General features: G+C 71.5%; 23 protein-coding genes. 11 read left to right on the forward strand and 12 right to left on the reverse strand.

Annotated elements, in window-relative coordinates:
* Positions 1-42 precede the first annotated feature (42 nt).
* From AB0881_RS14850 to AB0881_RS14870, 5 genes are all read left to right on the forward strand, one after another.
* Positions 43-1,095 carry an NAD-dependent epimerase/dehydratase family protein gene (locus tag AB0881_RS14850; RefSeq protein WP_366617312.1) on the forward strand — a complete coding sequence of 351 codons (1,053 nt, stop codon included), beginning with the start codon at positions 43-45 and terminating at the stop codon, positions 1,093-1,095.
* 73 nt (positions 1,096-1,168) lie between these two features.
* The gene (locus AB0881_RS14855) at positions 1,169-1,636 is read left to right on the forward strand and encodes a peroxiredoxin (RefSeq protein ID WP_366617314.1); all 468 of its coding nucleotides are present in this window, start codon (positions 1,169-1,171) and stop codon (positions 1,634-1,636) included.
* A 90-nt stretch (positions 1,637-1,726) separates the two neighbouring features.
* Positions 1,727-2,107 carry a VOC family protein gene (locus tag AB0881_RS14860; RefSeq protein WP_366617315.1) on the forward strand — a complete coding sequence of 127 codons (381 nt, stop codon included), beginning with the start codon at positions 1,727-1,729 and terminating at the stop codon, positions 2,105-2,107.
* 19 nt (positions 2,108-2,126) lie between these two features.
* Positions 2,127-2,750 carry a LysE family translocator gene (locus tag AB0881_RS14865; protein ID WP_366617317.1) on the forward strand — a complete coding sequence of 208 codons (624 nt, stop codon included), beginning with the start codon at positions 2,127-2,129 and terminating at the stop codon, positions 2,748-2,750.
* Between the two features lie 54 nt (positions 2,751-2,804).
* Positions 2,805-3,287, forward strand: coding sequence for a MarR family transcriptional regulator (locus tag AB0881_RS14870; protein WP_366617318.1), 483 nt, complete (start codon positions 2,805-2,807; stop codon positions 3,285-3,287).
* Between the two features lie 81 nt (positions 3,288-3,368).
* On the opposite strand, the gene AB0881_RS14875 is transcribed toward AB0881_RS14870, so the two are convergent.
* Positions 3,369-3,887 (reverse strand): DUF3592 domain-containing protein, encoded by a 519-nt coding sequence (locus AB0881_RS14875; RefSeq protein ID WP_366617319.1) that lies wholly within the window; start codon positions 3,885-3,887, stop codon positions 3,369-3,371.
* 473 nt (positions 3,888-4,360) lie between these two features.
* Between AB0881_RS14875 and AB0881_RS14880 the strand changes: the two genes are divergently transcribed.
* Both AB0881_RS14880 and AB0881_RS14885 read left to right on the forward strand, forming a co-directional pair.
* On the forward strand, positions 4,361-5,572 hold the full coding sequence (locus AB0881_RS14880) for a hypothetical protein (RefSeq protein WP_366617321.1): 1,212 nt from the start codon (positions 4,361-4,363) through the stop codon (positions 5,570-5,572).
* Complete coding sequence (locus AB0881_RS14885) at positions 5,556-6,326, forward strand: hypothetical protein (protein ID WP_366617323.1); 771 nt, start codon at positions 5,556-5,558, stop codon at positions 6,324-6,326. The genes AB0881_RS14880 and AB0881_RS14885 overlap by 17 nt, the downstream gene beginning before the upstream one ends.
* 82 nt (positions 6,327-6,408) lie before the next feature.
* Here the strand turns inward: AB0881_RS14885 and AB0881_RS14890 are convergent, their stop codons facing one another.
* The 4 genes from AB0881_RS14890 to AB0881_RS14905 form a co-directional block, all read right to left on the reverse strand.
* A complete protein-coding gene (locus tag AB0881_RS14890) occupies positions 6,409-7,245 on the reverse strand; it encodes an alpha/beta hydrolase (RefSeq protein WP_366617324.1) in 837 nt (278 codons plus the stop codon).
* A 47-nt stretch (positions 7,246-7,292) separates the two neighbouring features.
* On the reverse strand, positions 7,293-7,514 hold the full coding sequence (locus AB0881_RS14895; protein ID WP_366617326.1) for a helix-turn-helix transcriptional regulator: 222 nt from the start codon (positions 7,512-7,514) through the stop codon (positions 7,293-7,295).
* The gene (locus AB0881_RS14900) at positions 7,514-7,993 is read right to left on the reverse strand and encodes a DUF2975 domain-containing protein (RefSeq protein ID WP_366617327.1); all 480 of its coding nucleotides are present in this window, start codon (positions 7,991-7,993) and stop codon (positions 7,514-7,516) included. Before AB0881_RS14900 ends, AB0881_RS14895 begins: the two co-directional genes overlap by 1 nt.
* Positions 7,994-8,058: 65 nt before the next feature.
* On the reverse strand, positions 8,059-8,931 hold the full coding sequence (locus AB0881_RS14905) for an alpha/beta fold hydrolase (protein WP_366617329.1): 873 nt from the start codon (positions 8,929-8,931) through the stop codon (positions 8,059-8,061).
* A 74-nt stretch (positions 8,932-9,005) separates the two neighbouring features.
* On the opposite strand from AB0881_RS14905, the gene AB0881_RS14910 reads away from it, so the two are divergent.
* Positions 9,006-9,698 (forward strand): TetR family transcriptional regulator, encoded by a 693-nt coding sequence (locus tag AB0881_RS14910; RefSeq protein ID WP_366617331.1) that lies wholly within the window; start codon positions 9,006-9,008, stop codon positions 9,696-9,698.
* Positions 9,699-9,738: 40 nt separating this feature from the next.
* On the opposite strand, the gene AB0881_RS14915 is transcribed toward AB0881_RS14910, so the two are convergent.
* Complete coding sequence (locus tag AB0881_RS14915; protein ID WP_366617333.1) at positions 9,739-10,341, reverse strand: hypothetical protein; 603 nt, start codon at positions 10,339-10,341, stop codon at positions 9,739-9,741.
* A 39-nt stretch (positions 10,342-10,380) separates the two neighbouring features.
* Between AB0881_RS14915 and AB0881_RS14920 the strand changes: the two genes are divergently transcribed.
* Positions 10,381-10,869: a cupin domain-containing protein gene (locus tag AB0881_RS14920; protein WP_366617335.1), complete on the forward strand. Its 489-nt coding sequence runs from the start codon at positions 10,381-10,383 to the stop codon at positions 10,867-10,869.
* A gap of 38 nt (positions 10,870-10,907) precedes the next feature.
* On the forward strand, positions 10,908-11,075 hold the full coding sequence (locus AB0881_RS14925; RefSeq protein WP_366617336.1) for a hypothetical protein: 168 nt from the start codon (positions 10,908-10,910) through the stop codon (positions 11,073-11,075).
* 4 nt (positions 11,076-11,079) lie between these two features.
* Here AB0881_RS14925 and AB0881_RS14930 read toward each other — a convergent pair whose 3' ends face one another.
* A complete protein-coding gene (locus AB0881_RS14930) occupies positions 11,080-11,880 on the reverse strand; it encodes a carbon-nitrogen hydrolase family protein (RefSeq protein WP_366617338.1) in 801 nt (266 codons plus the stop codon).
* 43 nt (positions 11,881-11,923) lie between these two features.
* Positions 11,924-14,428 (reverse strand): DUF3516 domain-containing protein, encoded by a 2,505-nt coding sequence (locus AB0881_RS14935; RefSeq protein WP_366617339.1) that lies wholly within the window; start codon positions 14,426-14,428, stop codon positions 11,924-11,926.
* Positions 14,429-14,553: 125 nt separating this feature from the next.
* Between AB0881_RS14935 and AB0881_RS14940 the strand changes: the two genes are divergently transcribed.
* A complete protein-coding gene (locus AB0881_RS14940) occupies positions 14,554-15,726 on the forward strand; it encodes a hypothetical protein (protein ID WP_366617340.1) in 1,173 nt (390 codons plus the stop codon).
* A gap of 57 nt (positions 15,727-15,783) precedes the next feature.
* Here the strand turns inward: AB0881_RS14940 and AB0881_RS14945 are convergent, their stop codons facing one another.
* The 4 genes from AB0881_RS14945 to gndA form a co-directional block, all read right to left on the reverse strand.
* A complete protein-coding gene (locus AB0881_RS14945) occupies positions 15,784-15,909 on the reverse strand; it encodes a hypothetical protein (protein ID WP_366617341.1) in 126 nt (41 codons plus the stop codon).
* A 192-nt stretch (positions 15,910-16,101) separates the two neighbouring features.
* The gene (locus AB0881_RS14950) at positions 16,102-20,292 is read right to left on the reverse strand and encodes a hypothetical protein (RefSeq protein ID WP_366617343.1); all 4,191 of its coding nucleotides are present in this window, start codon (positions 20,290-20,292) and stop codon (positions 16,102-16,104) included.
* 105 nt (positions 20,293-20,397) lie between these two features.
* Positions 20,398-20,712 carry a hypothetical protein gene (locus AB0881_RS14955; protein WP_366617345.1) on the reverse strand — a complete coding sequence of 105 codons (315 nt, stop codon included), beginning with the start codon at positions 20,710-20,712 and terminating at the stop codon, positions 20,398-20,400.
* A gap of 47 nt (positions 20,713-20,759) precedes the next feature.
* Positions 20,760-22,187 carry an NADP-dependent phosphogluconate dehydrogenase gene (gene gndA / locus AB0881_RS14960; RefSeq protein WP_366617346.1) on the reverse strand — a complete coding sequence of 476 codons (1,428 nt, stop codon included), beginning with the start codon at positions 22,185-22,187 and terminating at the stop codon, positions 20,760-20,762.
* Positions 22,188-22,326: the final 139 nt, after the last annotated feature.

The following is a 22,326-nucleotide window of genomic DNA, read 5'->3' on the forward strand; positions in this document are numbered from 1 at the left end:
GCCGGGTAGGGCGACGCGCAGACCTACCAGGGGAGGCACACCATGCGCGTCGTGGTCGTCGGCGCGACCGGCAACGTCGGCACCAGCACCGTCCAGGCGCTGGCCGCCGACCCCGCGGTCACCTCGATCAAGGGGCTGGCCCGCCGCCGCCCGGAACTCTCGGTCGACAAGACCGAGTGGGCCGTGGCGGACGTGCGCGACACCGACCTGGTGCCGCACTTCCGCGGCGCGGACGCGGTCGTCCACCTGGCGTGGCTGTTCCAGCCCACGCACGCGCCCATGACCACGTGGCGCGCCAACGCGATCGGCAGCTCGCGGGTCTTCGCCGCCGCCGGCGAGGCGGGCGTGCCGGCGCTGGTGTACGCGTCGTCGGTCGGCGCGTACTCCCCCGGCCCCAAGGACCGCGCGGTCGCCGAGACGTGGCCCACCCACGGCTGGCCCGCCGCCTCGTACGGCCGCGAGAAGGCGTACGTCGAGCGGCTGCTGGACATCTTCCAGGCCGAGCACCCCGAGTGCCGCGTCGCCCGCCTGCGGCCCGGCTTCATCTTCAAGCGCGAGGCCGCCGCCGAGCAGCGCCGCCTGTTCGCCGGCCCGTTCGTCCCCGGGCAGCTCGTCCGGCCCGGAGTGATCCCGGTCGTGCCCGACATCCCCGGCCTGCGCTTCCAGGCCCTGCACTCCGCCGACGCGGGCCAGGCGTTCCGGCTCGCGGTGACCGACGAGGACGCGCGCGGCGCGTACAACATCGCCGCCGAGCCGGTGATCGGCGTCGACGAGCTGGCCGGGCTGCTCAAGGCGCGCAAGCTGTCGCTGCCCGCCCGCGGCGCCCGCGCCGCCCTGCGCGCGGCCTGGACGCTGGGCATGGTCCCCGCCTCGCCCGACCTGCTCGACCTGGCCCTGCACATCCCCGTCATGGACACCTCGCGGGCCCGCGCCGAGCTCGGCTGGGCGCCCGAGCACACCGGCCTGGACGCGATGCGCGAGTTCCTCGACGGCCTCCGCAAGGGCGCGGGCATGGACACGCCGCCGCTGGCGCCCGAGACGAGCGGCCCGTTCCGCCTCCGCGAACTCCTCACCGGCGTCGGCCGCCGCCCCTAGCCGGACGTGCCCCGTTGCCGGACGTGCCCCGTTGCCGGACGTGCCCGTTCCGCGGGGCGCTAGGGTGCCGGGCATGCGCACCGTACCCGAGGTCGGCACCGAGGCCCCGGACTTCACACTGGCGGACCAGGACCACCGGGAGGTCACGCTCTCGGCCTTCCGCGGCCGGCGGAACGTGCTCGTCGTCTTCTACCCCTGCGCCTTCTCCGGAATCTGCACCGGCGAACTGTGCGCCGTACGGGACGACATCGGCGCCTTCCAGAACGGGAACGCGCAAATACTCGGCATCTCGGCCGACCACGTGTTCGCGCTGAAGGCCTGGTCCCTGGAGGAGGGCTACTCGTTCCCGCTCCTGTCGGACTACTGGCCCCACGGCGAGGTGGCCGCCCGCTACGGCGTCCTCGACCGCGACCGCGGAATGGCGCTGCGAGGCACGTTCCTGATCGACAAGAGTGGAACGGTGCGTTTCACCGAAGTCCGCGCCCCCGGCGAAGCCCGCGATCAGGACCGCTGGAAAGAGGCCCTGGCGACCCTGGACTGAACCGCCCGCTTGACCTCAACCGCGGTCGAGGGCGCACGCTCTGAGGTAGCGGCCCGGAACGGCCGGGCCCCGCCACCCTAGGGGGAGCGCATGTCCATCCGCCTCGACCACATCATCGTCCCGGCCAAGGACAAGAAGGTCTCGGCCGAGTTCCTCGCCCGCGTCCTGGGCCTGGAGCCGAAGCCGCAGTTCGGCCCGTTCATCCCGGTCGAGACCGGGAACGGCGTGACGCTCGACTTCATGGACTCCGACGACTTCCGGCAGCACCACTGCGCGTTCCTGGTGCCGCCCGAGGAGTGGGACGCGATCTTCGCCCGGATCAGGGAGTCGGGCACCCGCTACTACGCCAACCCGGACGGCAGCGGCGAGGGCGAGATCAACACCCGCGACGGCGGCCGCGGCGTCTACTTCGACGACCCCAGCGGCCACGCGATGGAGGTGCTGACCGTCCCGTACGGCGGCTGGTCCTGACCCGTGCGATGATCACCGCATGCCGATCGACCCGCAGCTGCTCGCCGCGTTCACCCTGGCCACGATCGTCGCCATGGTCACCCCCGGGCCGGACATGCTGTTCGTCCTCGGCTGCGGCGTCCGGGGCGGCCCGCGCGCCGGCCTGCTGGCCACCGCGGGAGTGATCACCGGGGACGCGCTCTTCGTCGCGGTCGCCGCCGCGGGCCTGTCGGCACTCCTGACGGCGGCGCCGGTGGCGTTCACCGTGGTACGGATCGCCGGCGCCGCCTACCTGGTCTACCTGGGCGTCCAAATGATCCGCCGCCGCAACGCCGGCGACGAGACCCCCGCGGGCGGCATGTCGGGGCGCCGCGCCTACGCCAACGGCCTGGTCTCCACCATGGCCAACCCGCAGACGATCACGTTCACGGTGGCGTTCCTGCCGCAGTTCGTCGACCCGGCGCTGGGCCCGGTCTGGATCCAGTTCGCGATCCTCGGCACCGTCATGATCGCCCTGGAGGCCCTCGCCGACGGCACGGTCGGCGTCCTGGCGGGCCGCATCGGCGGCCGGCTCCGCGAGCGCCGCACGTTCCGCCGCCGCGTGGACGTCGCGACGGGAGGCGTCTTCATCGGCCTCGGCGTGACCCTCGCCACCGAAAGCTGAAACCCTACAGTTCGCTCCACGAACTGCCCGCCCTTCCGGTGCTACCCTGACCTGGTGGGTAAGCAGATCGATGGACCGCTGGGGGTCGTTTCCGCGCTCGTCCGCTCCGCATTCATGGTGAACGCCGTGTACACCGAGTCCGCCCGGGAACACGGCGTGACCGCACAGCAGGGCCAATTGCTGTGCGTCCTGATGGCACAGCCCTACGGGATGAGCGAACTGGGGGCGATCCTGAGGCTGGCCAAGTCGAGCCTCACCGGCCTGGTGGACCGTACCGAACGCAACGGCCTGGTCCGCCGCGAGCCGGACCCGCACGACACCCGCGCCGTCCGCGTCGCCCTCACCCCGCGGGGCAGCAGGCTGGCGGAGGAGTTCTACGCCGAGACCTCCCGCCGCGTCGACGAACTCCCCGCCGGCCTCACCCCCGCCGAACGGGAGACCCTCGCGGCCCTGCTCGGCCGCGTCGTCCTGGACAACGAGGTTCCCGCGGTCTTCCCGAAATCGGGCGAAGAGGCCGCGGCCGGCCGCGAACACTGAGACCGGCGGCACGGCACATTCGGGCACACGCCGACCCGCGAATTCGTGCCGCGGACCCCGCCCCGTTTTCCCGGCTCCCGTTCAGGCTTCGGTGAACGACAGCAGCGAGTACGCCGCCGCCGCGACGAACAGCACCCCGATCCCGGCCAGCAGCAGCATCGCGGGCTCGGGCGCGCCCGAGAGCCCGCCCGGTGGCGCGCGCCTCGCCCGCCCCACGGCCCCGGGGTCGTACGCGACGGTCAGCCGGTCGCCGAGCGCGGCGCGGCTCGCACATGGGCCCGGCCGGCAGGACGCCAGCGTGAGCCTGGCGGTGACCGCCCGTCCCGCCACCCGGTAACGCACCATGCCGCTGTGGACCACGATCGGCGGGCCGTCCTCCTGTTCCAGCCGGTAGGGCGGCTCCACCTTGACGACCACGGCCTCGGTCACGACCGAGCGGCGGGCGAACGCCTGCGCCTCCCAGTACCACAACGCCCCGCCGGTCAGCATCGCGAGCCCGATCGCCAGCGGCACCAGCACGCCGGAGCTCCGCAGCCGGCCGCGCCAGCCGCGCCGCCCCACGGCCCACACGTCCCGGCGGCGGATCCTGAACGGTTCCACACCGCCTCCTTCAGCCCGCCCGAGAGCCACCAAAGGGACATTGCGATCGGGCCTGCGAGAAGAAGACGCGCCAACCCCCCGGGAGGTTTCCCCGACCGACCAGGCCGTCGCCGCCGAGTACTGATCAGGCCGCTTCGACCGCGGGCTCGTTGCGGACGGGGAAGTCGACCGAGTTGGCGATGAAGCACATCTCATGGGCCTCGCCGTGCAGCCTGGTCACCTCTCCGAGATCGTCGAGCGGTACGGCGCCTACGCTATCAAGGTGATCGCGGACCTTCGCGTCCGCCCGCAAAGGCTTTATCCGACGACTCGAACTCCGTCACCGAAGGCCCACGAGCACCGTACGGCCAGGGTACGGTCGCCCGCAGGATGCTAATCTTGCACCGCAACCGTCCGGAACTCCATTGAATGGCCGGGCGGTCGCGCCTCAGGATGCGAACGGCAGGTACAGTTTGATGAACACAATAAATCCCATGGAAGCCTGTATCGACGATTCGGGCAACATCCTGGTCGCGCCCTCGACATTGCACGACAATGAATCGATCAGAGACTTCTTCGGGTCCGTGGTCACGCCGGAGGACCTTGCTTCCGGTTCTCCCGATCTCACGCAGAAGACCGTCTACCTGTGCGGCGATGTATCCGGGATCAGCGACGGCCGCCTGCATGCGGCGGCCCGGGTTTTCGTCATCCGGGAGTTGTCGCACGGTCACCGCGAGGACGCCGGCAAATCCTGGCCCCTTGTCGGCGTCGGCCAGGTCCCCATCCGTGTGCACGGCGCCGGCGTGTACTACCGCCGTTTTTTCGACCTCGACGCCGATCACTTCGGACGGATCCGCACGGAGCACGCGTTCCAGTCGCTGACGGAATCCACCAAGCCCGGAACAGCACACCGCAGCGGAATCTACCTGACGCCCGTCACACGAAACGGCGACGAACTGCATTTCCGCCTGCTCCGCTGCTCCACGAACTTCTCGGGGCCGACCGAGACCTTCCGCCCGACCGACACGCGCATCGTCGAGGCGCTGAACCGCGAGGCCGCCGCCGTCTTCCGGAACCATGCGCCGCTGAACCACGTCCTCGCGCAGATCTACCACAACACCGCCGCCACGGCCGAGCGCAAGCAGTCCAAGGCCAAGATCTCGTCCCATGCCGACAAGACCAAGGACATGCCCGCCAACGGCATCATGGCCTTCTGCACCTTCTACGACCGGCTCGACAGGCTGCGGCCCCTGGCCGAGGACGCCTTCGACTACGGCGTGAAGGGCACCAGCGGGCTCACCAGGCTCCGCTTCCGTCTCAAGGAGCCGAACGGAGAACGCGGCGGGGGCACGTTCCCGCAGCAGTTCACCCTGACTCTCTATCCCGGCTCCGTGTTCTTCATGCCGCTGTCCACCAACCGCCTGTACACGCACGAGATCAGGCCCTCGGCACTGGACGCCGAGTCGCTCCCGATCCGCTTGGGATACGTGGTGCGCTGTTCGAGCGCCGAGGCCGTTCACAAGGACGGTCGAACGTTCCTCAAAATGGACGAGGATCTGGTGGAGCTGGAGCCGCCCACGCAGGCGGGCATGAACGAGCTGCGCAGGCTGTACGCCGAGGAGAACAGAACCTCGTCCTTCATCGACTACGGCGACGAGTTCCTCTTCAGCATGAACGCGGGAGACTACATTGCCCCCCGAGTCTAGAATCCCGGAGGAGATCCGGGCGTACACTCTTCCGGCCGAGGAGGATCTCTTCGCGGAGCTGTCCGCGTCGGCTCACCTGGAAGACGTAGGAAAAGGCCGCCGAGGCGCCACCCTCACCAGGGCCGACGAGACGGACGGCGTACCTCTCGTACGCACGACCACGCGATACGGCAGCCCGACGCAGCGCTTCCGGCCGGTGCACGAACGGCTGGCGCAGCAGATCCGAGAACGCGCGGAGCTTCCGGTCGGCTTCAACAACGCTCTCATCGAGACCTACACGAACGCCTACAGAAAGATGGGCGGCCATTCCGACCAGGCCCTCGATCTGGCCGACGGGTCGTTCATCGCCGTGTTCTCCTGCTACCGGCATCCCGAAGCGAGCCCGCCAAGGAAGCTGATCTTCGAGCCGAAGGAGCCCGGTGGCGAGAGATTCGAGATCCCCCTCTCCCACAACGGCATCGTCGCGTTTTCCGTCGACTCGAACCGGCGCCTCAAGCACAAGATCGTCCTAGACGCGCCCGCCCGGACGCCGGACAACCGATGGCTGGGCGTGACCTTCCGAACGTCGAAGACCTTCGTTCAGTTCCGCGACGGGCATGCGTACCTCCCGCACGGAGCGCGCCTCACGCTGGCCGACGATGAGCAGAGGCAGGAGTTCTACCGGCTACGGCGCCGCGAGAACAATGAAACGGACTTCATCTATCCCCCGCTGACGTACACCATCAGCGAGAGCGACCTGATGCCGCCCGTCTGACTAGGCGTCGATCCGGCCCAGCGTGCGACCGCACGACGCGGGCAATGACGGGAGTCTCCTCCTGGCCATGCGCTGTGCGGAGTCAGGCAGCGCCCTGGAAGAAGGTGAGCAGGGCCGCCGTGAGTTCGGCGGGGCGGTCTTCGGAGAGCAGGTGGCCGGCGGTGTCCAGGACGCGGAGTTCGGCGCCGGGGACGAGCGCGGCCAGTTCGCGGCCGCGGTCGGGCGGGACCCAGGTGTCGTCGGCGCCCCAGCACACCAGGACGGGCACCGCGATGGCGGCGTAGCCGTGCCGGATGCGGTCGGTGTACGACTGGTCGGCGCGGCGCTGGGCGAGCTGGCGGTAGAAGGCCGCCTGGCCGTCCGGGCCGAGCCAGGGAGCGGTGAGGGCGTCCAGGACGTCGGGGCGCAGGCCGGGCGAGCTGGCCGTGGCCACGTACTCGCGGAGCATGAGGCGGTGAAGCCGTTCCGGAAGGCGGCTGAACACGTCGGGGTGCTCCCCCACCAGGGCGAAGAACTCGCTGCCCCAGGGGGCCAGTGACACGGCGTCGACCAGGGCCAGGCGCCGGTACGGGACGCCGCGGTCCACGTGGGCGCCGAGCGCGACGGCGCCGCCGGAGTCGTGCGCGACGACGTCCGGGGAGGAGAGCCCCCAGTGCCCGATCAGCTCGGTGAAGACGCCGGCCAGCGCGTCCAGGGAGAGCTCCTGGCCTTCGTGCTTGGCCGAGGCGCCGTAGCCGGGAAGGTCGAAGACGTACACCGAACGGGTCGCGGCCAGGGCGGGGGCGATGTCGCGCCAGATGAACGAGGAGAACGGCGTCCCGTGCAGCAGCACGAGGGGATCGGCGCCGGGATCGCCGAGGCGGTCCCACCGGACTTCGCCCAGGGTGCTGTCGTAGCCGTTGCGCAGAGTCCACCGCATCACTGGTGGCTCCTTCCCGTCACGTACGGCCGTACCCGTCGCCGGAGTCACTCGTCCGCGGCGGTGCCGTTCTCCCAGCGCAGCAGGTCTCCCGGCTGGCAGTCGAGCGCCTCGCAGAGGGCGGCGAGCGTCGCGAAGCGGACGGCCTTGGCGCGGCCGTTCTTCAGTACGGCCAGGTTGGCGGGCGTGATCCCGACGCGGTCGGCGAGCTCTCCCACGGACATCTTCCGCCTGGCCAGCATGACGTCGATGTCGACGACGATCGGCATCAGATCACCTCGTCCAGCTCGGCCCGCATCCGCGCGGCCTGGGCGAGCAGCATCCGCAGTACGAGCACCACGAGCGCGACCCCCAGCACCGCGACGACACCTCCGCCGATCAAGAGGACGATACCGGGGGCGACGGCCTCGCCCGGCGCCAGGAAGACCCCGAGCACGAACAGCAGGACGGCCGCCGCCACGATCGCGCCGATCACGATGTGCACGTACCGGAAGGCGGCGTGGGAGAACACGGTCCCGCACCGCACCATCGTCACCAGCCGCCACACGCAGACGAGGACGACCTGGGCCGTCCCGACGCCGAGGATCACGAGGACGAGGAACGCGGCGGGCGGGTACGCGAGCTCCTCGCCGATCCCCTCCAGGTCCCGGCCCAGCAGCGGCACCATCACCGCCTGGACGAACACCGAACCGGCGAGCAGCATCACGAGCACGGCGCGCAGCGCGAGGACGGTCAGCTTTCCCATCATCTCTCCTACGATCGAGTCACGATCGAAATCTATCGAGAAACGATAGGCGAGGCAAGTGGTCGCCCTCAGCGCGCTCCGTCCAGGCGGGCGGTGAGGAACGCGATCTGGTCCGCCATGACCCGCTCCCTCGTCGCGGGGTCGTCGTAGAAGCCGAAATGCGTCCCGGGGTAGCGCTTCAACTCGCCTTCCGGGGCGCGCTCGGCGAGCGCGCGGGTCGTCTCCTCCGGCGTCTCGCGGTCGTCGGCGGCGACGCAGACCAGCAGCGGGACGCGGAGCCGCTCCGGGGCCGGCCGGTAGCGCGCCATCCGCAGGAACGCGCGCGGCGCGACGCTGTTGCGCCACAGCCCGCCGTCCCCGGACAGCGTCCTGATGTGCTGCTCGGCCTCGCGGGTCGCGACCACCGCGAGCGTGCCGGGCGCACCCACCATCGGGATGTAGTACGGGCTCAGCCCCAGCCGCCCGCGGAGGGCGTCCCAGAGGATGGCGGCCTGGAGGCGCAGCGTCTGCCGCGCCGTCCGGCCCTCGACCTTGCGCGGGAACCCGTTGAACGGGATCTGCGCGACCACGGCGACGACGCGCGGGTCGTCCGCTCCCGCGTTGATGGCGTGGGCTCCGCCGAGGGAGTTGCCCCAGAGCAGGATGCGGTCCGGGTCGATCTCCTCGCGCCCGCGCGCGTACGCGACCGCCGCCCGCAGGTCCTCCAGCTGGCCGTCGATGTCGGCCAGCTGCCGGGGCTCGCCCTCGCTCTCCCCGAAGTTGCGGTAGTCGAACACCAGGGCCGCCATCCCGGCGGCCGCGCACCCCTCCGCGTGCGGGAACAGCCGGTCCATCGTTCCGCTGAACCCGTGGCACAGCACCACGCACGGGACCCGCGTGGCACGGCCCTCCGGGAGGAAGAGCCGCCCCGCGCGACCGTGGAAGGTGATGGGCTCGGCCATACCGGACCTCCTCACTACTTACCGTCGGTCAGGACATTAGCATTTCCTCTAGACCGCCGGTAAGTGGAGGGTGAGTGACCGATACGCCACAGCGGATCCTGGACGCGGCGAGCGCGCTGTTCGCGCAGCGCGGCTACCGCGCGACCTCGATGCAGGCCATCGCCGACGAGGTCGGCATCACCAAGGCCGCCCTCTACTACCACTTCGGGTCCAAGGACGAGCTCCTGCGCGACCTCACGCTCCCGCTGCTGGACGAGCTGGAGGCCGTCCTCGGCGAGGCCGAGCGGCACGACGACCCCGAGACCGTGCGGCGCCGCGCCATCGAGGGCTACGTCGATGTCAGCCTCCGCCACCGCCAGACCCTCGTCATGCTGGTCCGCGACATGACGCTGCTCGTCCAGGCCCCGGTCGCCGAGCGCTTCAAGGCCGTCCTGCTCCTGGCGAACGACCTGGTCTGCGGCCCCGACCGGCGCCTGGAGCGGCGGGTGCGCGCCGCCCAGGTGGTGGCGGGCCTGGGCGATCCCATCGTCGCGTTCCACGACGTGCCGGCGCACAGGCTCAGGCGCCTGATCCTGGACGGCGCGTGGACGCTCCTGAACGCCCCGCCCGAACCGCCCCGCACCACCGGCGGCGGCCGCCCGCCGGCCCTGACCGAGGCCCAGGCAGAGGAGGCCCGCGCCCTCCACGCCGCAGGCCGCACCCCCGCCGAGCTCGCCGCCCGCTTCGCCGTCTCCCGCGCGACCGTCTACCGGATTCTCAAAACCTAGTTATGAGACGGATGGTTCTGAGACGCCTTCCCGGCCGTCCTCACAGCGGCTGGAGGACGAGGACGGCCGCCACCAGGATGTCGAAGATCCCGCAGCATTCGGCGTAGGAGCGCGCCACCACCTTGTCGAGCCTGAAGTGGACGAAGTCCCAGACGCCGTGGAGGAACCAGCCGGCCGCCACCACGTAGCGGCCCAACTCCGGGTCGAGGGCCAGACCGGTCAGCGCCAGCGCCGCGAACCCGGCCAGGCCGACCGCCTGGACCGCGAACATCCGCTTGTCCTCCGGCCGCTCGCCGAGCGCGCCCCAGAGCAGCACGGCCAGGGCCACGGCGGCGAAGGCGGCGGCCGGCGGGATCGGGGTCGCCACCCCCAGAACGGTCATCAGAAGGGTCATGGCCACCAGCACGCCGGCCATGACCGGCCAGGTGAGCCGCCGGTTCTCCAGCTTGGCGACGGCCAGGTACCCCAGGGGCAGGAGCAGCAGCGCCTCCCCGAACCCGCCGACGGTGTCCGCCGCGCTCCGCTCGCCTCCGAACACGATCGCCGCCGCCAGCAGGACGGCCAGCGCGGAGGGCCACCGCCGCTCGATCGCGCCGATCCGGTCGCGCCCTCCCGGCTCGCCGGTCGTCTCGGTCTCCACCATCGGCTCTCCCGCGGTCCAAGGGATCTCTAGGGTGGGACCATGTCATATCCGGAGGCTCGCTATTTCGGCGACAAGGGTGAGACCAGCGGGGTGCTGCGGCGCGCTGACGCCGCTCCCGACCTGACGACGTCGACCACGGAGGTGCACTACCTCAGGACCGGCGCCTCGACGGACGGGAAGTTCGGGCTCTACCGATGGGACATGGGGCCGCGGCCGTCCGGGCCGGCGCCGCACTTCCACCGGACGATCACCGAGTCGTTCTTCGTCCTGTCGGGGACGGTACGGCTGTACGACGGCGAGGCCTGGGTGGACGCCGCGCCCGGCGACTTCCTCCACATACCCGAGGGCGGGATCCACGCGTTCCGGAACGAGTCCGGCGAGCCGGCGTCGATGCTGCTGATGTTCGCGCCCGGCGCCCCGCGCGAGGAGTACTTCGAGGGGCTGGCCGAGATCGCCGCGTCCGGCCGGGAGCTGTCGGACGAGGAGTGGACCGAGTTCTGGCGGCGCCACGACCAGTACATGGTCTGAGCCTGTCAACGCCGTACATATCCGTGCATGATGGACGCATGAGCGACGATCAGCGCCCGGAGCGGGCGGCGGACCGGTGGCGGGCCCTGCCGCCGCGCACCCCCGTGGAGGACCTGGTGGCCGGGCACGAGGTACCCCCCAAGCCCCAGGCCGTGGCCGAACCGGGGATCACCCCGCTGGACGAGGCCACCCGCTACCCGATCTGACGGCCTAGAGCGGGGACACCCCGAAGCGGCGCAGGGCCAGCGCCGGGTTCTTCCCGCGCACCTCGGCGATGCGGGCGGGAGAGACCTCGCCGGAGGCGATGCCGGTGCCCTCGCCGAGGGCGGCCACGGTGACGCCCATCGGATCGACGATCATGCTGTTGCCGGCGCCGGCGGGCGCGCACTGGCCGGCGGCGGCGACGTAGATCGTGTTCTCGATGGCGCGGGCGCGGACGAGGGTGCGCCAGTGGTCCTCCTTGAGGGGGCCGGGCACCCAGGCGGCCGGCAGCGCGAGGACATCGGCCCCCGCGTCGACCAGCCGCCGGGTGATCTCGGGGAAGCGCACGTCGTAGCAGGTCTGCAACCCGAACACGACGCCGTCGACCTCGAACGTCTCCGGCGCCGCCGCGGTGTCGCCGGGATGGACGAAGTCCGACTCGGTGAAGCCGAAGGCGTCGAACAGGTGCAGCTTCCGGTACGTCGCCGCGATCTCCCCGGACGGCGCCGCGGCGACGAGGGTGTTCGACGCGCGGCCCGGCACGTCCACGGTCTCGTTGACACCGGCCACCACGTACGCGCCGTGCTCGCGGGCCAGGCGCAGGAGGCCGCTCACGAACGGGCCGTCCAGCGGCTCGGCCGTCTCGGCGAAGCGCTCGTCCATCTTGGGCGCGGTGAACATCGCGTACTCGGGCAGGACCACCAGCCGCGCGCCGCGGCCGGCGGCGCCGGCCACCAGCCGGGCGGCGTCGGCGAGGTTGCGTTCCTTGTCCTGCCCGGGCGCGAGCTGCGCCACGGCGATCTGCACCATGTTCCCCTCGTTCCCCTCGTTCTCCTCGTTCCCGTCCCGGTGCTCAGAGGCGGTCGACCGACACGACCTTGATGACCGCCTCGCCCGCCTCGTCCGACCCCGCCAGGTCGACCTCGGCGCTGATGCCCCAGTCGCGGTGCCCCTCCGGGTCGTCGAAGACCTGGCGGACGCGCCACAGCGCGTCCTCGGGGACCTCCTCGATCTGCAGCAGCTTCGGGCCGCGCGCGTCCGGGCCGGTCCGGAGCTCGTCGTGCTCCTCCCAGTAGGCCTCCATCGCGTCCCGCCAGCCCTCGGCGCCGAACTCGGGGTCCAGCTCGCCGAGGTCGCCGTACCGCTCCATCGCGGCCAGCTCCACGCGGCGGAACAGCGCGTTGCGGACCAGGACGCGGAACGCGCGGGCGTTCGCGGTGACCTTGGTGACCCGCTCCTCGATCGCCTCGTCCGGCTCGTCGGCCGGGTTGGCGAGCTGCTCCCACTCGTCCAGCAGGCTGGAGTCGACCTGGCGGACCAGCTCGCCCAGCCACTCGATCAGGTCGATCAGATCGTCGGTCTTGATCGACTCGGGGACGGTCTGCTGCAGCGCCTTGTACGCGCCCGACAGGTAGCGCAGCACCAGGCCCTCGCCGCGCGCCAGCTCGTAGTAGGCGATGTACTCGGTGAACGTCATCGCCCGCTCGTACATGTCCCGCACGACGGACTTGGGCCGCAGCGGATGGTCGCCGACCCACGGGTGGCCCGCGCGGTAGATCTCGTACGCGGCCTCCAGCTCCTCTTCGAGGGGCTTCGGGTAGTCGACGTCCTGGAGCAGCTCCATCCGCTCCTCGTACTCGATCCCCTCGGCCTTCATCTCCTGGACGGCCTCGCCGCGCGCCTTGTTGAGCTGCGCGGCGACGATCTGGCGCGGGTCGTCCAGGGTCGCCTCGATCACCGACAGGACGTCCAGCGCGTAGCTCGGCGACGCCGGGTCCAGCACCTCGAACGCGGCCAGGGCGAACGTCGACAGCGGCTGGTTGAGCGCGAAGTCCTCCTGGAGGTCGACGGTGATCCGCGCGTACCGGCCCTGCTCGTCGGGCTCGTCCAGGACCTCGACCACTCCCCCGGCCAGCAGCGACCGGTAGATCGCGATGGCGCGGGAGATGTGCCGGCGCTGCGCCGCGCGGTCCTCGTGGCTGTCGGTGAGCAGCCGCTTCATCGCCTGGTAGGCGTTCCCCGGCCGGGCGATCACCGACAGCAGCATCGCGTGGCTGACCTGGAACCGGGACTTCAGCAGCTCCGGCTCGGCCGCCTGGAGCTTGGTGTACGTGTCCTCGTCCCAGCCGACGAAGCCCTCCGGCGGCTTCTTGCGCTGCACCTTGCGCCGCTTCTTGGGGTCGTCGCCCGCCTTGGCGAGGGCCTTCTCGTTCTCCACGACGTGCTCGGGGGCCTGCGCCACCACGTACCCGACGGTGTCGAACCCGGCCCGGCCGGCCCGTCCCGCGATCTGGTGGAACTCGCGCGCCCGCAGCCGCCGCACGCGGTGCCCGTCGTACTTGCTCAGCGCCGTGAACACCACGGTGCGGATCGGGACGTTCACCCCGACGCCCAGCGTGTCCGTCCCGCAGATGACCTTGAGGAGGCCGGCCTGCGCGAGCCGCTCGACCAGCCGCCGGTACTTGGGCAGCATCCCGGCGTGGTGCACGCCGATCCCGTGCCGGACGAACCGCGACAGGTTGCGGCCGAACTTCGTGGTGAACCGGAAGCCGCCGATCAGCTCGGCGATCCGGGCCTTCTCCTCCTTGGTGCAGACGTTGATGCTCATCAGCGCCTGCGCCCGCTCGATCGCCGCCGCCTGGGTGAAGTGCACCAGGTAGATCGGCGCCTTCCGCTCCTGCAGCAGCTCCTCGATCGTCTCGTGCAGCGGCGTGACCCGGTAGTCGTAGATCAGCGGTACGGGCCGTTCCGCCGAGGTCACCAGCGCCGTCGGCCGGCCGGTCCGCCGCGTCAGGTCCTTCTGGAAGAACGTGACGTCGCCCAGCGTCGCCGACATCAGCAGGAACCGCGCCTGCGGCAGCTCCAGGATCGGGATCTGCCAGGCCCAGCCGCGCTCGGGCTCGGCGTAGAAGTGGAACTCGTCCATGACCACCAGGCCGATGTCGGCCTGGGCGCCGTCCCGCAGCGCGATGTTGGCCAGCACCTCGGCGGTGCAGCAGATGATCGGCGCGTCCGCGTTGACGCTGGCGTCGCCGGTCATCATCCCGACGTTCTCGCGGCCGAACATCTCGCACAGGTCGAAGAACTTCTCCGACACCAGCGCCTTGATCGGCGCCGTGTAGAACCCGACCTCGTCGCGCCCCAGCCCCGCGAACAGCGCCCCGGCCGCCACCAGGCTCTTGCCCGACCCGGTCGGCGTCGCCAGGATCACGTTCGCGCCGGAGACCGCCTCGATCAGCGCCTCCTCCTGGGCCGGGTACAGCGTGATCCCGCGCCCGGACACCCATCGCTCGAACGCCTCGTACAGCGAGTCGGGATCGGCGTCGGCACCGGAGGGAAGCAGATCGAGTAGGTTCACCCCTCCATCCTGCCCCCCATCGCGCACTGCCCGTACCGCCGCTGGCCCTCCCCGCCCGACTGTGCCAGTATTCAGTGGCTCGATTCATCGGGGGTCCGCCGACCGCACCCGAGGGAGAGTCCGCCATGAAGGCACCATGGCCCCTGGCCGTCACGGCCGCGTTCATCACCACCCTGGCCCTGGCCCCGCCGGCGTCCGCCGCCCCTGCCGTCCAGGTGACCGAACTGCCGCTGCCCGAGGGATACACGCTGCAGGGCCCGCCGGACATCAACGCCCGCGGCCAGATCGCCGCCGCCGCGGTGTCCGACGAGACCCGCCGGAGCCGGATCGTCCGCTGGGACCCCGAACCCGGCGGCGGGTACGACACCACGGTGCTGACCGAAGGCCCGCACGTGTCCTCCCTCCTGGCCCGCATCAACGACCGCGGCGACGTCCTCGCACCCGAGGCCCTCGACCTGGTGATCTGGGACGCGCGGGGCCGCAAGGTCGCGACCGTCGCGTCCCTGCGAGACCTCAGCGGCTACTCCGGATTCCTCCCGCCCGGCTTCAACGACCGGCGCCAGGTCCTGTACGGCAAGGGAATGGGCGACATGAGCGGCCTCCCCGCCGCGGCCGTCCTGTGGAGCCCTGGCGGCCAAGCCGAACTCACCCGCCCGGACGGCAGCGCCACCGTCGACCCCGGCGACCTCAACGACCGCGGCGAGGCCATGGGCACCGCCACGGGCACCGGCTCCGGCTTCCGCTGGGACGGGCGCACCACGACCCTCTTCCGCGGCCCGGACGGCGAATCCGTCTACTGGATGATCGACTTCAATGACCGCGGCCAGGCCCTCGGCATCACCCACGGCGGAACCCGCGCCTTCGTCAACCACCGCGGCGTCTCCCAGGACATCGGAACGCTCGGCGGCCCCGGCACGTACCTCCACCCCTTCGGCAGCGGCGCCATCAACGACCGCGGCCAGGTCGCCGGCGCCAGCGCGACGGCCGGCGGCACGATGCACCCGTTCATCTGGCACCGCGGCAAGATGACCGACCTCGGCACCCTCGGCGGCGAGGCCACCGCGCTCTACCAGGCCACCGCCACGGACATCAACAACCGGGGCCAGGTGATCGGCCAGAGCATGACCGCCGCCGGCGAACTCCACCCGTACGCCTGGCACCGGGGCCGCATGCACGACCTCCACGTCCCCGGCTTCCGCGACGCCGTCCCCTCCGAGATCAACGACCGCGGCCAGGCGATCGGCCGAGCCACCTCCCCCACGGGCACCCTCCGCCCCCTCCTCTGGACCCTCCACTGACCCGTTCCCGACCTGCCGCGGGGTCCGCCGCCGGGGGCCGGCGGACCCCGCTCCTTCTCACTCGCAGTACGGGCACCGCCGCCCGCGCCGCGACAGCACCGCCGTGGCCACCCCGACCCCGGCCGCGAGAAGGTTGAGCACGCCCCCGGCGAGGGGCGCGAGGACAACGATCTGATCCACCATGACGATCTCCCGTCGCGCTTGCACGTTCGGGCCCGGCCGGCGCCCTGTTCGGACAAGAGAGATCGTGCGCGGCTCGCACCGCCTTCCGGCGTGCGCCGGCGTGACGGCACGCTGCCGCCGTCACGCGGCACGGCCGCTACCTGCGATGACGTCCGGACCGTACGAGCGGCGGAGCACACTCCGCGGCACGGCCTACCGGCTCCAGGGCACCCGCGCCATCGCCTTCTCGACGGACTCGGCGACGTCCGGCACGTCCATCCCCAGCCACCGCAACCGCCCGGCGGCCTCCTCCACCGACATGCCCAGGTCGCGAGCGTTACGGAGAAGGTGCCGCAGGGGGACCGGCCTGTCCCGGCGGAGCCAAATGGAAGTGAGCTTGGGAGAGGCCGCCAAGAGACGGATGTCCCTGGGGTCGAGCGTCTCAGGCAGATCGTCAGGTAGGACGAATCCGCAGGCCGCCAAGGAGTCAGCCACCTGGGCGACATGCATTCCGAACTGCGCGGAGGCACGGAGGATGTGCCCGCGCTTCACCGGAACCGTCTCGTCGAGCCATGGGAAGACCCCGTCCAGGTCCTGGGAGCACAGTTCCTTGGCGAGAGGTACGGGCTGCGGAGGGAGGCCGGTTCGCACGGCACCCAGCCCGTACTCGCCGAGCCGATCCGCCACGTCCGCCGGGGAGCGTTCGGCGCGGTCGCTCGCAATCAGGACCCGCCACAGAGGCGGGGCCTTACCCGCGGGATGCCACGGCGGCTGGCCGTCCGCGTCGGCACTGAGCAGTCTCAGGTCGTCGCCGGCCGGATCCCGGGGCACCTGGTGAACCACCGGGATACCGTACGACTCCAGGCGGTCCACGACGGCGTGGTTGGAACACCCCAGCGCAAGCGCGGCCTTGACGGTATGCGCGGGCGGAAGCGGTCGCCCGGGGTCGAACTTCTCTCGTTCCCTGAAGGACAGGTCCCAGGCGAACAAGGTGAGATCGGTGCCGTCCGGCCTGGCGGGCAGCCCCGCAGGGTCCGCTGAGAACCCGTAGGCCCGGAGGCGCTCGCAGACTTCGCCGACGGTGCGGCCGAGCACGGAGGCCGCTCGCACGAGATGGGAGGCGGGTACGGGCGACGCCGGATCCAGCCAGTTCCCGTCACCGGCCATCCAGGACAACAGGCGCAGATCCGCAGGCGACGGGCGGCCCTCGGGCATGGTCTCCGCCGAGAGCCGGAATCCGTAATTGCGCATGCGCGCGCCGACATAGGCCAGCGTGACCCCGAACTGGAGTGCCACCGCGACGAGGTGCCCGGGCGGAACGGCTTTCTCCATGTCCAGCCACCTAGGCCGCCCAGTGCGTTTCTCACTGAGCAGGGCCAAATCGATGTGGTCGGCCTCCGTACGGGACGAGAAGGCCTCCGGGACGAACTCGTGCCAACCCAGCCGCACGGCCCTGCGGGCGACCTCGCGGGGTGGCACGCCGCTCAGCATGGCCACCCACAGGATGTGTCCGGAGCGCCGCCAGCGATCCTCCTCGGGCCATTCCCAGCCGTTCTCGAAGGACCTGCTGTGGCTTTCCGGTATGCGGCCGAAATCACCCAGCACGAGAGCGTCGGAGGGCAACCCGGCGACGACCGGCCCCGTGGCCTTCGCCCCCAGGGCGTCGAGCTCGGTCGTCGCGCGGTGGGCCAGCAGCCTCCACACCAGTACGTGGTCGGGGACCTGATGAAGCGGCCCGAAGAGCGCGAAGTCCTGTCCCCAGAGGGTGTGCGGCTCCAGCGGTCCTCCGTCCCATTCGGTCGGCTCGTCCCCGCGCAGGACGAGGAACGAATCCTGGAGGAAGCACCCCGCTTCCCGTGGGAGGACCGCGCCGCTCCGGGTCTCGAACGAGAGTCCCGCCTCCCCGGCGGCCTCGGCGACCATGTCCCCCAGGCGCGGGGCGGCCTGCGTCACGGCACTGATCCAGCGGACGTTGAGCAGTTCCCGCCCGTTGGCCAGCAGCTCTCCGAGGGCCGCGCCGAGGAGGGCCTCGACGTCCGCGGAGACGTCGCTCAGGATCTGGCGGCGGTCCACCGACAGGTGCGCGGGCGAGCGCGCCCCGGTGAGGTTGACGACCGCACCGCGCAGAGCGGTCTCCTCCAAGCCGGCGAGGACGCCGCGCCGTACGCCGGGCCGTACGTGCAGCCCGTCGACGAGGAGGCCGCCGCCGTGCCGGCACCAGATGACCTGGCCGCCGCCGTCCTCCCGCCACGGCACCAGCGTGCCGTGGGCGTCGAACGCGTCGTCCTCCCATGAGGGGCGGGCGCGGGGCTTCAGGACGCCGGGAATCCACTCCTCCCGCTGCGAGTCGTGCTCGGCGAGCGTGGCGAATTCCGCGATCCCCAGGATCGCGCGCAGTTCGTCCACGCATGAGGGCGCCTTGTCCGGCTCGCGGAGGAAGAGCCTGACGGTGGTCCCCGGGGAACGGTCGGTGTGGAGTTCCTGGATCCGGAACAGGTGGCCCGGGCCGAAGATGGAGACCTTCAGCGTGGGTTGCGGCACCTGGCCGCGCCCCATCGGGCGGGTGATGACCTCGATCTCGTCGGCGATCATGAAATAGCTCAGGACGCCGATGCCGAACCGGCTGTTGGCGTACAGATGCACAGGCGGGTCGGCCTTCCGCCATTCCGACTCCTCGGCCAGGAAGTCGCTGAGGTCGGTGAAGCGCGCGCCCGCCTGCGAGAACACGTCGGTGAGGACCGCCTCGGTCATCCCCACCCCGTTGTCCCGGCATTCCAGGAAGGCCCGGCCGCGCTCGACGCCCTGCCTGAAGTGGATGCGGCCGGTCCAGTCGTCCGCCCAGTCGCCCTGCCGGGTCAGGTAGTCCAGGCGGGCCCGGCGGTAGCGGCAGGCGTCGAGGGCGTTCTGGTACAGCTCGCGGATGGCCAGGCCGCGGTCCTGGTAGAGCTGCTCCCCCATGAGCAGGTCCTGGACACGGCGCTCGTCGAGGCGGAAGCGGCTCGCGCCCTGGAAGAGCGGCTGGTCGTCCTCGTCGGTCCCCGGGCGCACGTCGTCGGACGAGGCGCGCGGCGGCAGCCGGTCCAGGCATTCCAGGCTCGCGTGCGCCTTGCACGACCGGCGGACGGTGTGCAGGAGGGTGTCGACGCGGCGCGCGTACATGCGCAGCCCCTCCATCTCTGCCGGATGGTGGCAGTCCGCGCGCAGGACGAGGCAGTCGTCCTGCGGGACCCACTGCGCCCGCGCGGCCGTGCCGTGCAGGCGAGCGAGGTGCACCGGCTCGGGGATGCCCAGGTGGCGGACGACGATGTCGGGCAGGCGGGTGGTGTCGATCGTCATCGCGTGCGAGACCGCCAGCAGGTGGCCGAGCAGCAGCTCCCGCACCCGCTGCTCGTGCGGTTCCCCGACGAAGAGGACATGCTCGGGACGCGGCGCGTTCTGCCGGTCGGTGTCGCTCAGTTCGGCCGGATTGAGCCGGAACCCGGCCAGCAGCCGCCGGACCGCCCGCGGCTCCAGCACCTCGCGGCGCAGGCGGGGGTCCTCGACGACCAGATCGTCCAGCAGCGCGCGGATCGCGGCGTTCCCGTGCGCCTCCGGGTAGCGGGCGAGCCAGCGGTGGAGCAGCCACCATCCGATCTCGGTCCCGGCGGCGTTCCGGTCGGGCAGGCGCGGCGCGCGGGCGCGGTTCACCAGCTCGCGCTCGCTGAGCAGGAACAGCTCGTAATCGGCGCGCTCCGCCACCGCGTCCTCCCTGACCGCCAGGTCCAGCGGGTCGATGGCGCGCATCGCCGCCAGGGTCCGGAGCGTGTGCGTGCAGTGGAGCAGCGGGATCAGTGTCAGCAGGGCCGCCTCGGCGGGCGAGAGGTCCTCCAGCACGTCCTTGAGCGTGGTGCGCAGCAGCCAGTCGGTGCGTTTGGTGAAGCGGGGCGCCAGCGTCGCGTCCAGCCAGGGGTCGTCGGCGAGGGCGCGCTGGGCGTCCTCCGCCAGGGACGCCAGGTGCGCGGCCACGGCGGCCGAGCCGTCCCGGAAGGCGGAGGCGTCCCGGCTCTGATCGACCAGCGTCCAGGCGCTGTGGTCCCGGACCGCCGACTCCCACGGGTGGGCGGCGGGACGCGGCCGCGGTTCGGCCCTGGCGCGCTCGAAGAGCCGGCGGGCGGTGCGCTGGTCGTCGAGTCCGCCACCCAGGGCCCTGACCAGCGCCACGAGTTGCTCCTCGTCGGCGGGCAGGCTCGTGCCCATCAGCATCTCGTTCACGCGGGTCGCCGACCCGAGATTCATCTCGGCCGCGATCTCGCGGCGGCTCTTGGTCCCGTTGTCGGCGTGGACGCGGTCCAGGAACCGCAGGAGGGCGAGGTGGGGGCCGGACTCCGGCCAATCCTTGCGATTGATCGGTTCTCCGCGCCCCACGTTCACCCTCCCTGTTCAGTTGGCAGTTCAGTTGGCAGTTCAGTTGGCATCGTGTCTACACCGGCCGCCTCCGGGAAGGTCGGCGTTCGCCCGGAACGGCCGGGATCAGCCGCGGTCGGCGGAGCCGGGTTGTTCGAAGATGAGGGCGTAGACGGTGAGGGCGACGGCGGCGGCGCCGAGGAGCCAGTGGGCGGCCAGCCACCAGCGGTTGACCCATTTCGTGGCCACGGCGGCGATCAGCGGGATGGCCGTCAGGGCGCTGATGAGGAGGGTCAGGAAGCCGGCGATGGTGGCGCCCGGGTTGTTGTTGCTTCCGTCGCGCATGTGGACCATCTCGAACCCCACGTAGATCAGGGCGAGCGTGAACGCGGAGGCGGCGACGTGGGCGGTGAGGTAGGCGATCTTGAGGATCCTGCTCATGCGCGCCCCAGCGGTGCCGGACTGATGATCATCCCGATCAGTATGGCTCAGGCCGGGTTCTCCGTCCGGTCTCCTCCCCACAAAGTGTGGAACGACCCGTCGCGGTCGGTCCGCCGGTACGTGTGGGCGCCGAAGAAGTCGCGCTGGCCCTGGGTGAGGGCGGCGGGCAGGCGGTCGGCCCGCAGCGAGTCGTAGTACGCCAGGGCCGTGGCGAAGCCCGGGGCGGGGACGCCGAGGCGGGCGGCGGTGGCGACGACGTTCCGCCAGGAGTCCTGGGCGGCGCCGAGGGCCTCGGCGAAGTCGTCGTCGGTCAGCAGGGTCGGCGTCCGCGGGTCGCGCTCGTAGGCGGCGCGGATGCGGTCGAGGAAGCGGGCGCGGATGATGCAGCCGCCGCGCCAGATGGTGGCCATGGCGCCGGCGTCGATGTTCCAGCCGTACTCGGCGCTGCCGGCCTGGATCTGGTGGAAGCCCTGCGCGTACGCGACGATCTTGGAGGCGTAGAGGGCCTGCTCGATCGCCTCCGGGAGGCCGGTGGTGTCGGCGGCGCCCGAGCGGGACGGGCCGGGCAGGTTCCGGGACGCCTCGCGCAGGCCGGCGTGGCCGGAGACCGAGCGGGCGAAGACGGCCTCGGCGATGCCGCCCACGGGGACGCCGAGGTCGAGGGCCGACTGGACGGTCCAGCGGCCGGTTCCCTTCTGCTCGGCCTGGTCGAGGACGACGTCCACGAACGGCTTGCCGGTGGCGGCGTCGGTGTGCGCCAGGACCTCGGCGGTGATCTCGATGAGGTACGACTCCAGCCGGCCGGTGTTCCAGGTGCGGAAGACCTCGGCGATCTCGGCCGGGGACAGCCCGGCGGCGTGCCGCAGCAGGTCGTACGACTCGGCGATCAGCTGCATGTCGGCGTACTCGATGCCGTTGTGCACCATCTTCACGAAGTGGCCGGCGCCGTCGGGGCCGACGTGGGTGCAGCACGGCGTCCCGTCGACGTGGGCGGAGATGTCCTCCAGGAGGGGGCCGAGCGCCTCGTACGACTCGGGCGAGCCGCCGGGCATGATGCTGGGGCCGTTCAGGGCGCCCTCCTCGCCGCCGGAGACGCCGGTGCCCACGAAGTGCAGGCCGCGCTCGCGCAGGGCCGCCTCGCGGCGGCGGGTGTCGAGGTAGTGGGCGTTGCCGCCGTCGACGATCATGTCTCCGGGTTCCAGGAGCGGCGCGAACTCATCGATCACCGCGTCGGTCGGGCCGCCCGCCTTCACCATGACCACCAGCCGGCGGGGCCGTTCCAGGGCCGCGACGAAGTCCTCGGGCCGTTCGGCCGGGACGAACGTGCCCTCGCCGCCGAACTCCTCCACCAGGGCCTTGGTCCGGGCCGGGGTGCGGTTGTGCACCGCGACCGGGTGGCCGTGCCGGGCGAGGTTGCGGGCGAGGTTGCGGCCCATGACCGCCAGCCCGGTGACACCGATGCGCGCCTTCTCCATGTGGCTTCCTCCTTTGGACGGGCCCTACCCCGGTTGTACGAGGGGCAACACCGCTCCGTTCGGCCCGTGCATGCCCTTGTTCCGTCAGGGAAGTGCACGGATCGTGGATACCTCACATGTATCGCGAACAAAGGGGAGC

This window comes from Spirillospora sp. NPDC029432, assembly GCF_040703975.1.
Classification (GTDB): domain Bacteria; phylum Actinomycetota; class Actinomycetes; order Streptosporangiales; family Streptosporangiaceae; genus Spirillospora.

What these genes read in the sequence shown, in the direction of transcription:
- AB0881_RS14850 (WP_366617312.1), top strand. Translation starts at nt 43, where the DNA reads ATGCGCGTCGTGGTCGTCGGCGCGACCGGCAACGTCGGCACCAGCACC.
- AB0881_RS14855 (WP_366617314.1), top strand. Translation starts at nt 1,169, where the DNA reads ATGCGCACCGTACCCGAGGTCGGCACCGAGGCCCCGGACTTCACACTG.
- AB0881_RS14860 (WP_366617315.1), top strand. Translation starts at nt 1,727, where the DNA reads ATGTCCATCCGCCTCGACCACATCATCGTCCCGGCCAAGGACAAGAAG.
- AB0881_RS14865 (WP_366617317.1), top strand. Translation starts at nt 2,127, where the DNA reads ATGCCGATCGACCCGCAGCTGCTCGCCGCGTTCACCCTGGCCACGATC.
- AB0881_RS14880 (WP_366617321.1), top strand. Translation starts at nt 4,361, where the DNA reads ATGGAAGCCTGTATCGACGATTCGGGCAACATCCTGGTCGCGCCCTCG.
- AB0881_RS14890 (WP_366617324.1), bottom strand. Translation starts at nt 7,245, where the DNA reads ATGCGGTGGACTCTGCGCAACGGCTACGACAGCACCCTGGGCGAAGTC.
- AB0881_RS14895 (WP_366617326.1), bottom strand. Translation starts at nt 7,514, where the DNA reads ATGCCGATCGTCGTCGACATCGACGTCATGCTGGCCAGGCGGAAGATG.
- AB0881_RS14900 (WP_366617327.1), bottom strand. Translation starts at nt 7,993, where the DNA reads ATGATGGGAAAGCTGACCGTCCTCGCGCTGCGCGCCGTGCTCGTGATG.
- AB0881_RS14905 (WP_366617329.1), bottom strand. Translation starts at nt 8,931, where the DNA reads ATGGCCGAGCCCATCACCTTCCACGGTCGCGCGGGGCGGCTCTTCCTC.
- AB0881_RS14915 (WP_366617333.1), bottom strand. Translation starts at nt 10,341, where the DNA reads ATGGTGGAGACCGAGACGACCGGCGAGCCGGGAGGGCGCGACCGGATC.
- AB0881_RS14920 (WP_366617335.1), top strand. Translation starts at nt 10,381, where the DNA reads ATGTCATATCCGGAGGCTCGCTATTTCGGCGACAAGGGTGAGACCAGC.
- AB0881_RS14925 (WP_366617336.1), top strand. Translation starts at nt 10,908, where the DNA reads ATGAGCGACGATCAGCGCCCGGAGCGGGCGGCGGACCGGTGGCGGGCC.
- AB0881_RS14930 (WP_366617338.1), bottom strand. Translation starts at nt 11,880, where the DNA reads ATGGTGCAGATCGCCGTGGCGCAGCTCGCGCCCGGGCAGGACAAGGAA.
- AB0881_RS14940 (WP_366617340.1), top strand. Translation starts at nt 14,554, where the DNA reads ATGAAGGCACCATGGCCCCTGGCCGTCACGGCCGCGTTCATCACCACC.
- AB0881_RS14945 (WP_366617341.1), bottom strand. Translation starts at nt 15,909, where the DNA reads ATGGTGGATCAGATCGTTGTCCTCGCGCCCCTCGCCGGGGGCGTGCTC.
- AB0881_RS14955 (WP_366617345.1), bottom strand. Translation starts at nt 20,712, where the DNA reads ATGAGCAGGATCCTCAAGATCGCCTACCTCACCGCCCACGTCGCCGCC.
- gndA (WP_366617346.1), bottom strand. Translation starts at nt 22,187, where the DNA reads ATGGAGAAGGCGCGCATCGGTGTCACCGGGCTGGCGGTCATGGGCCGC.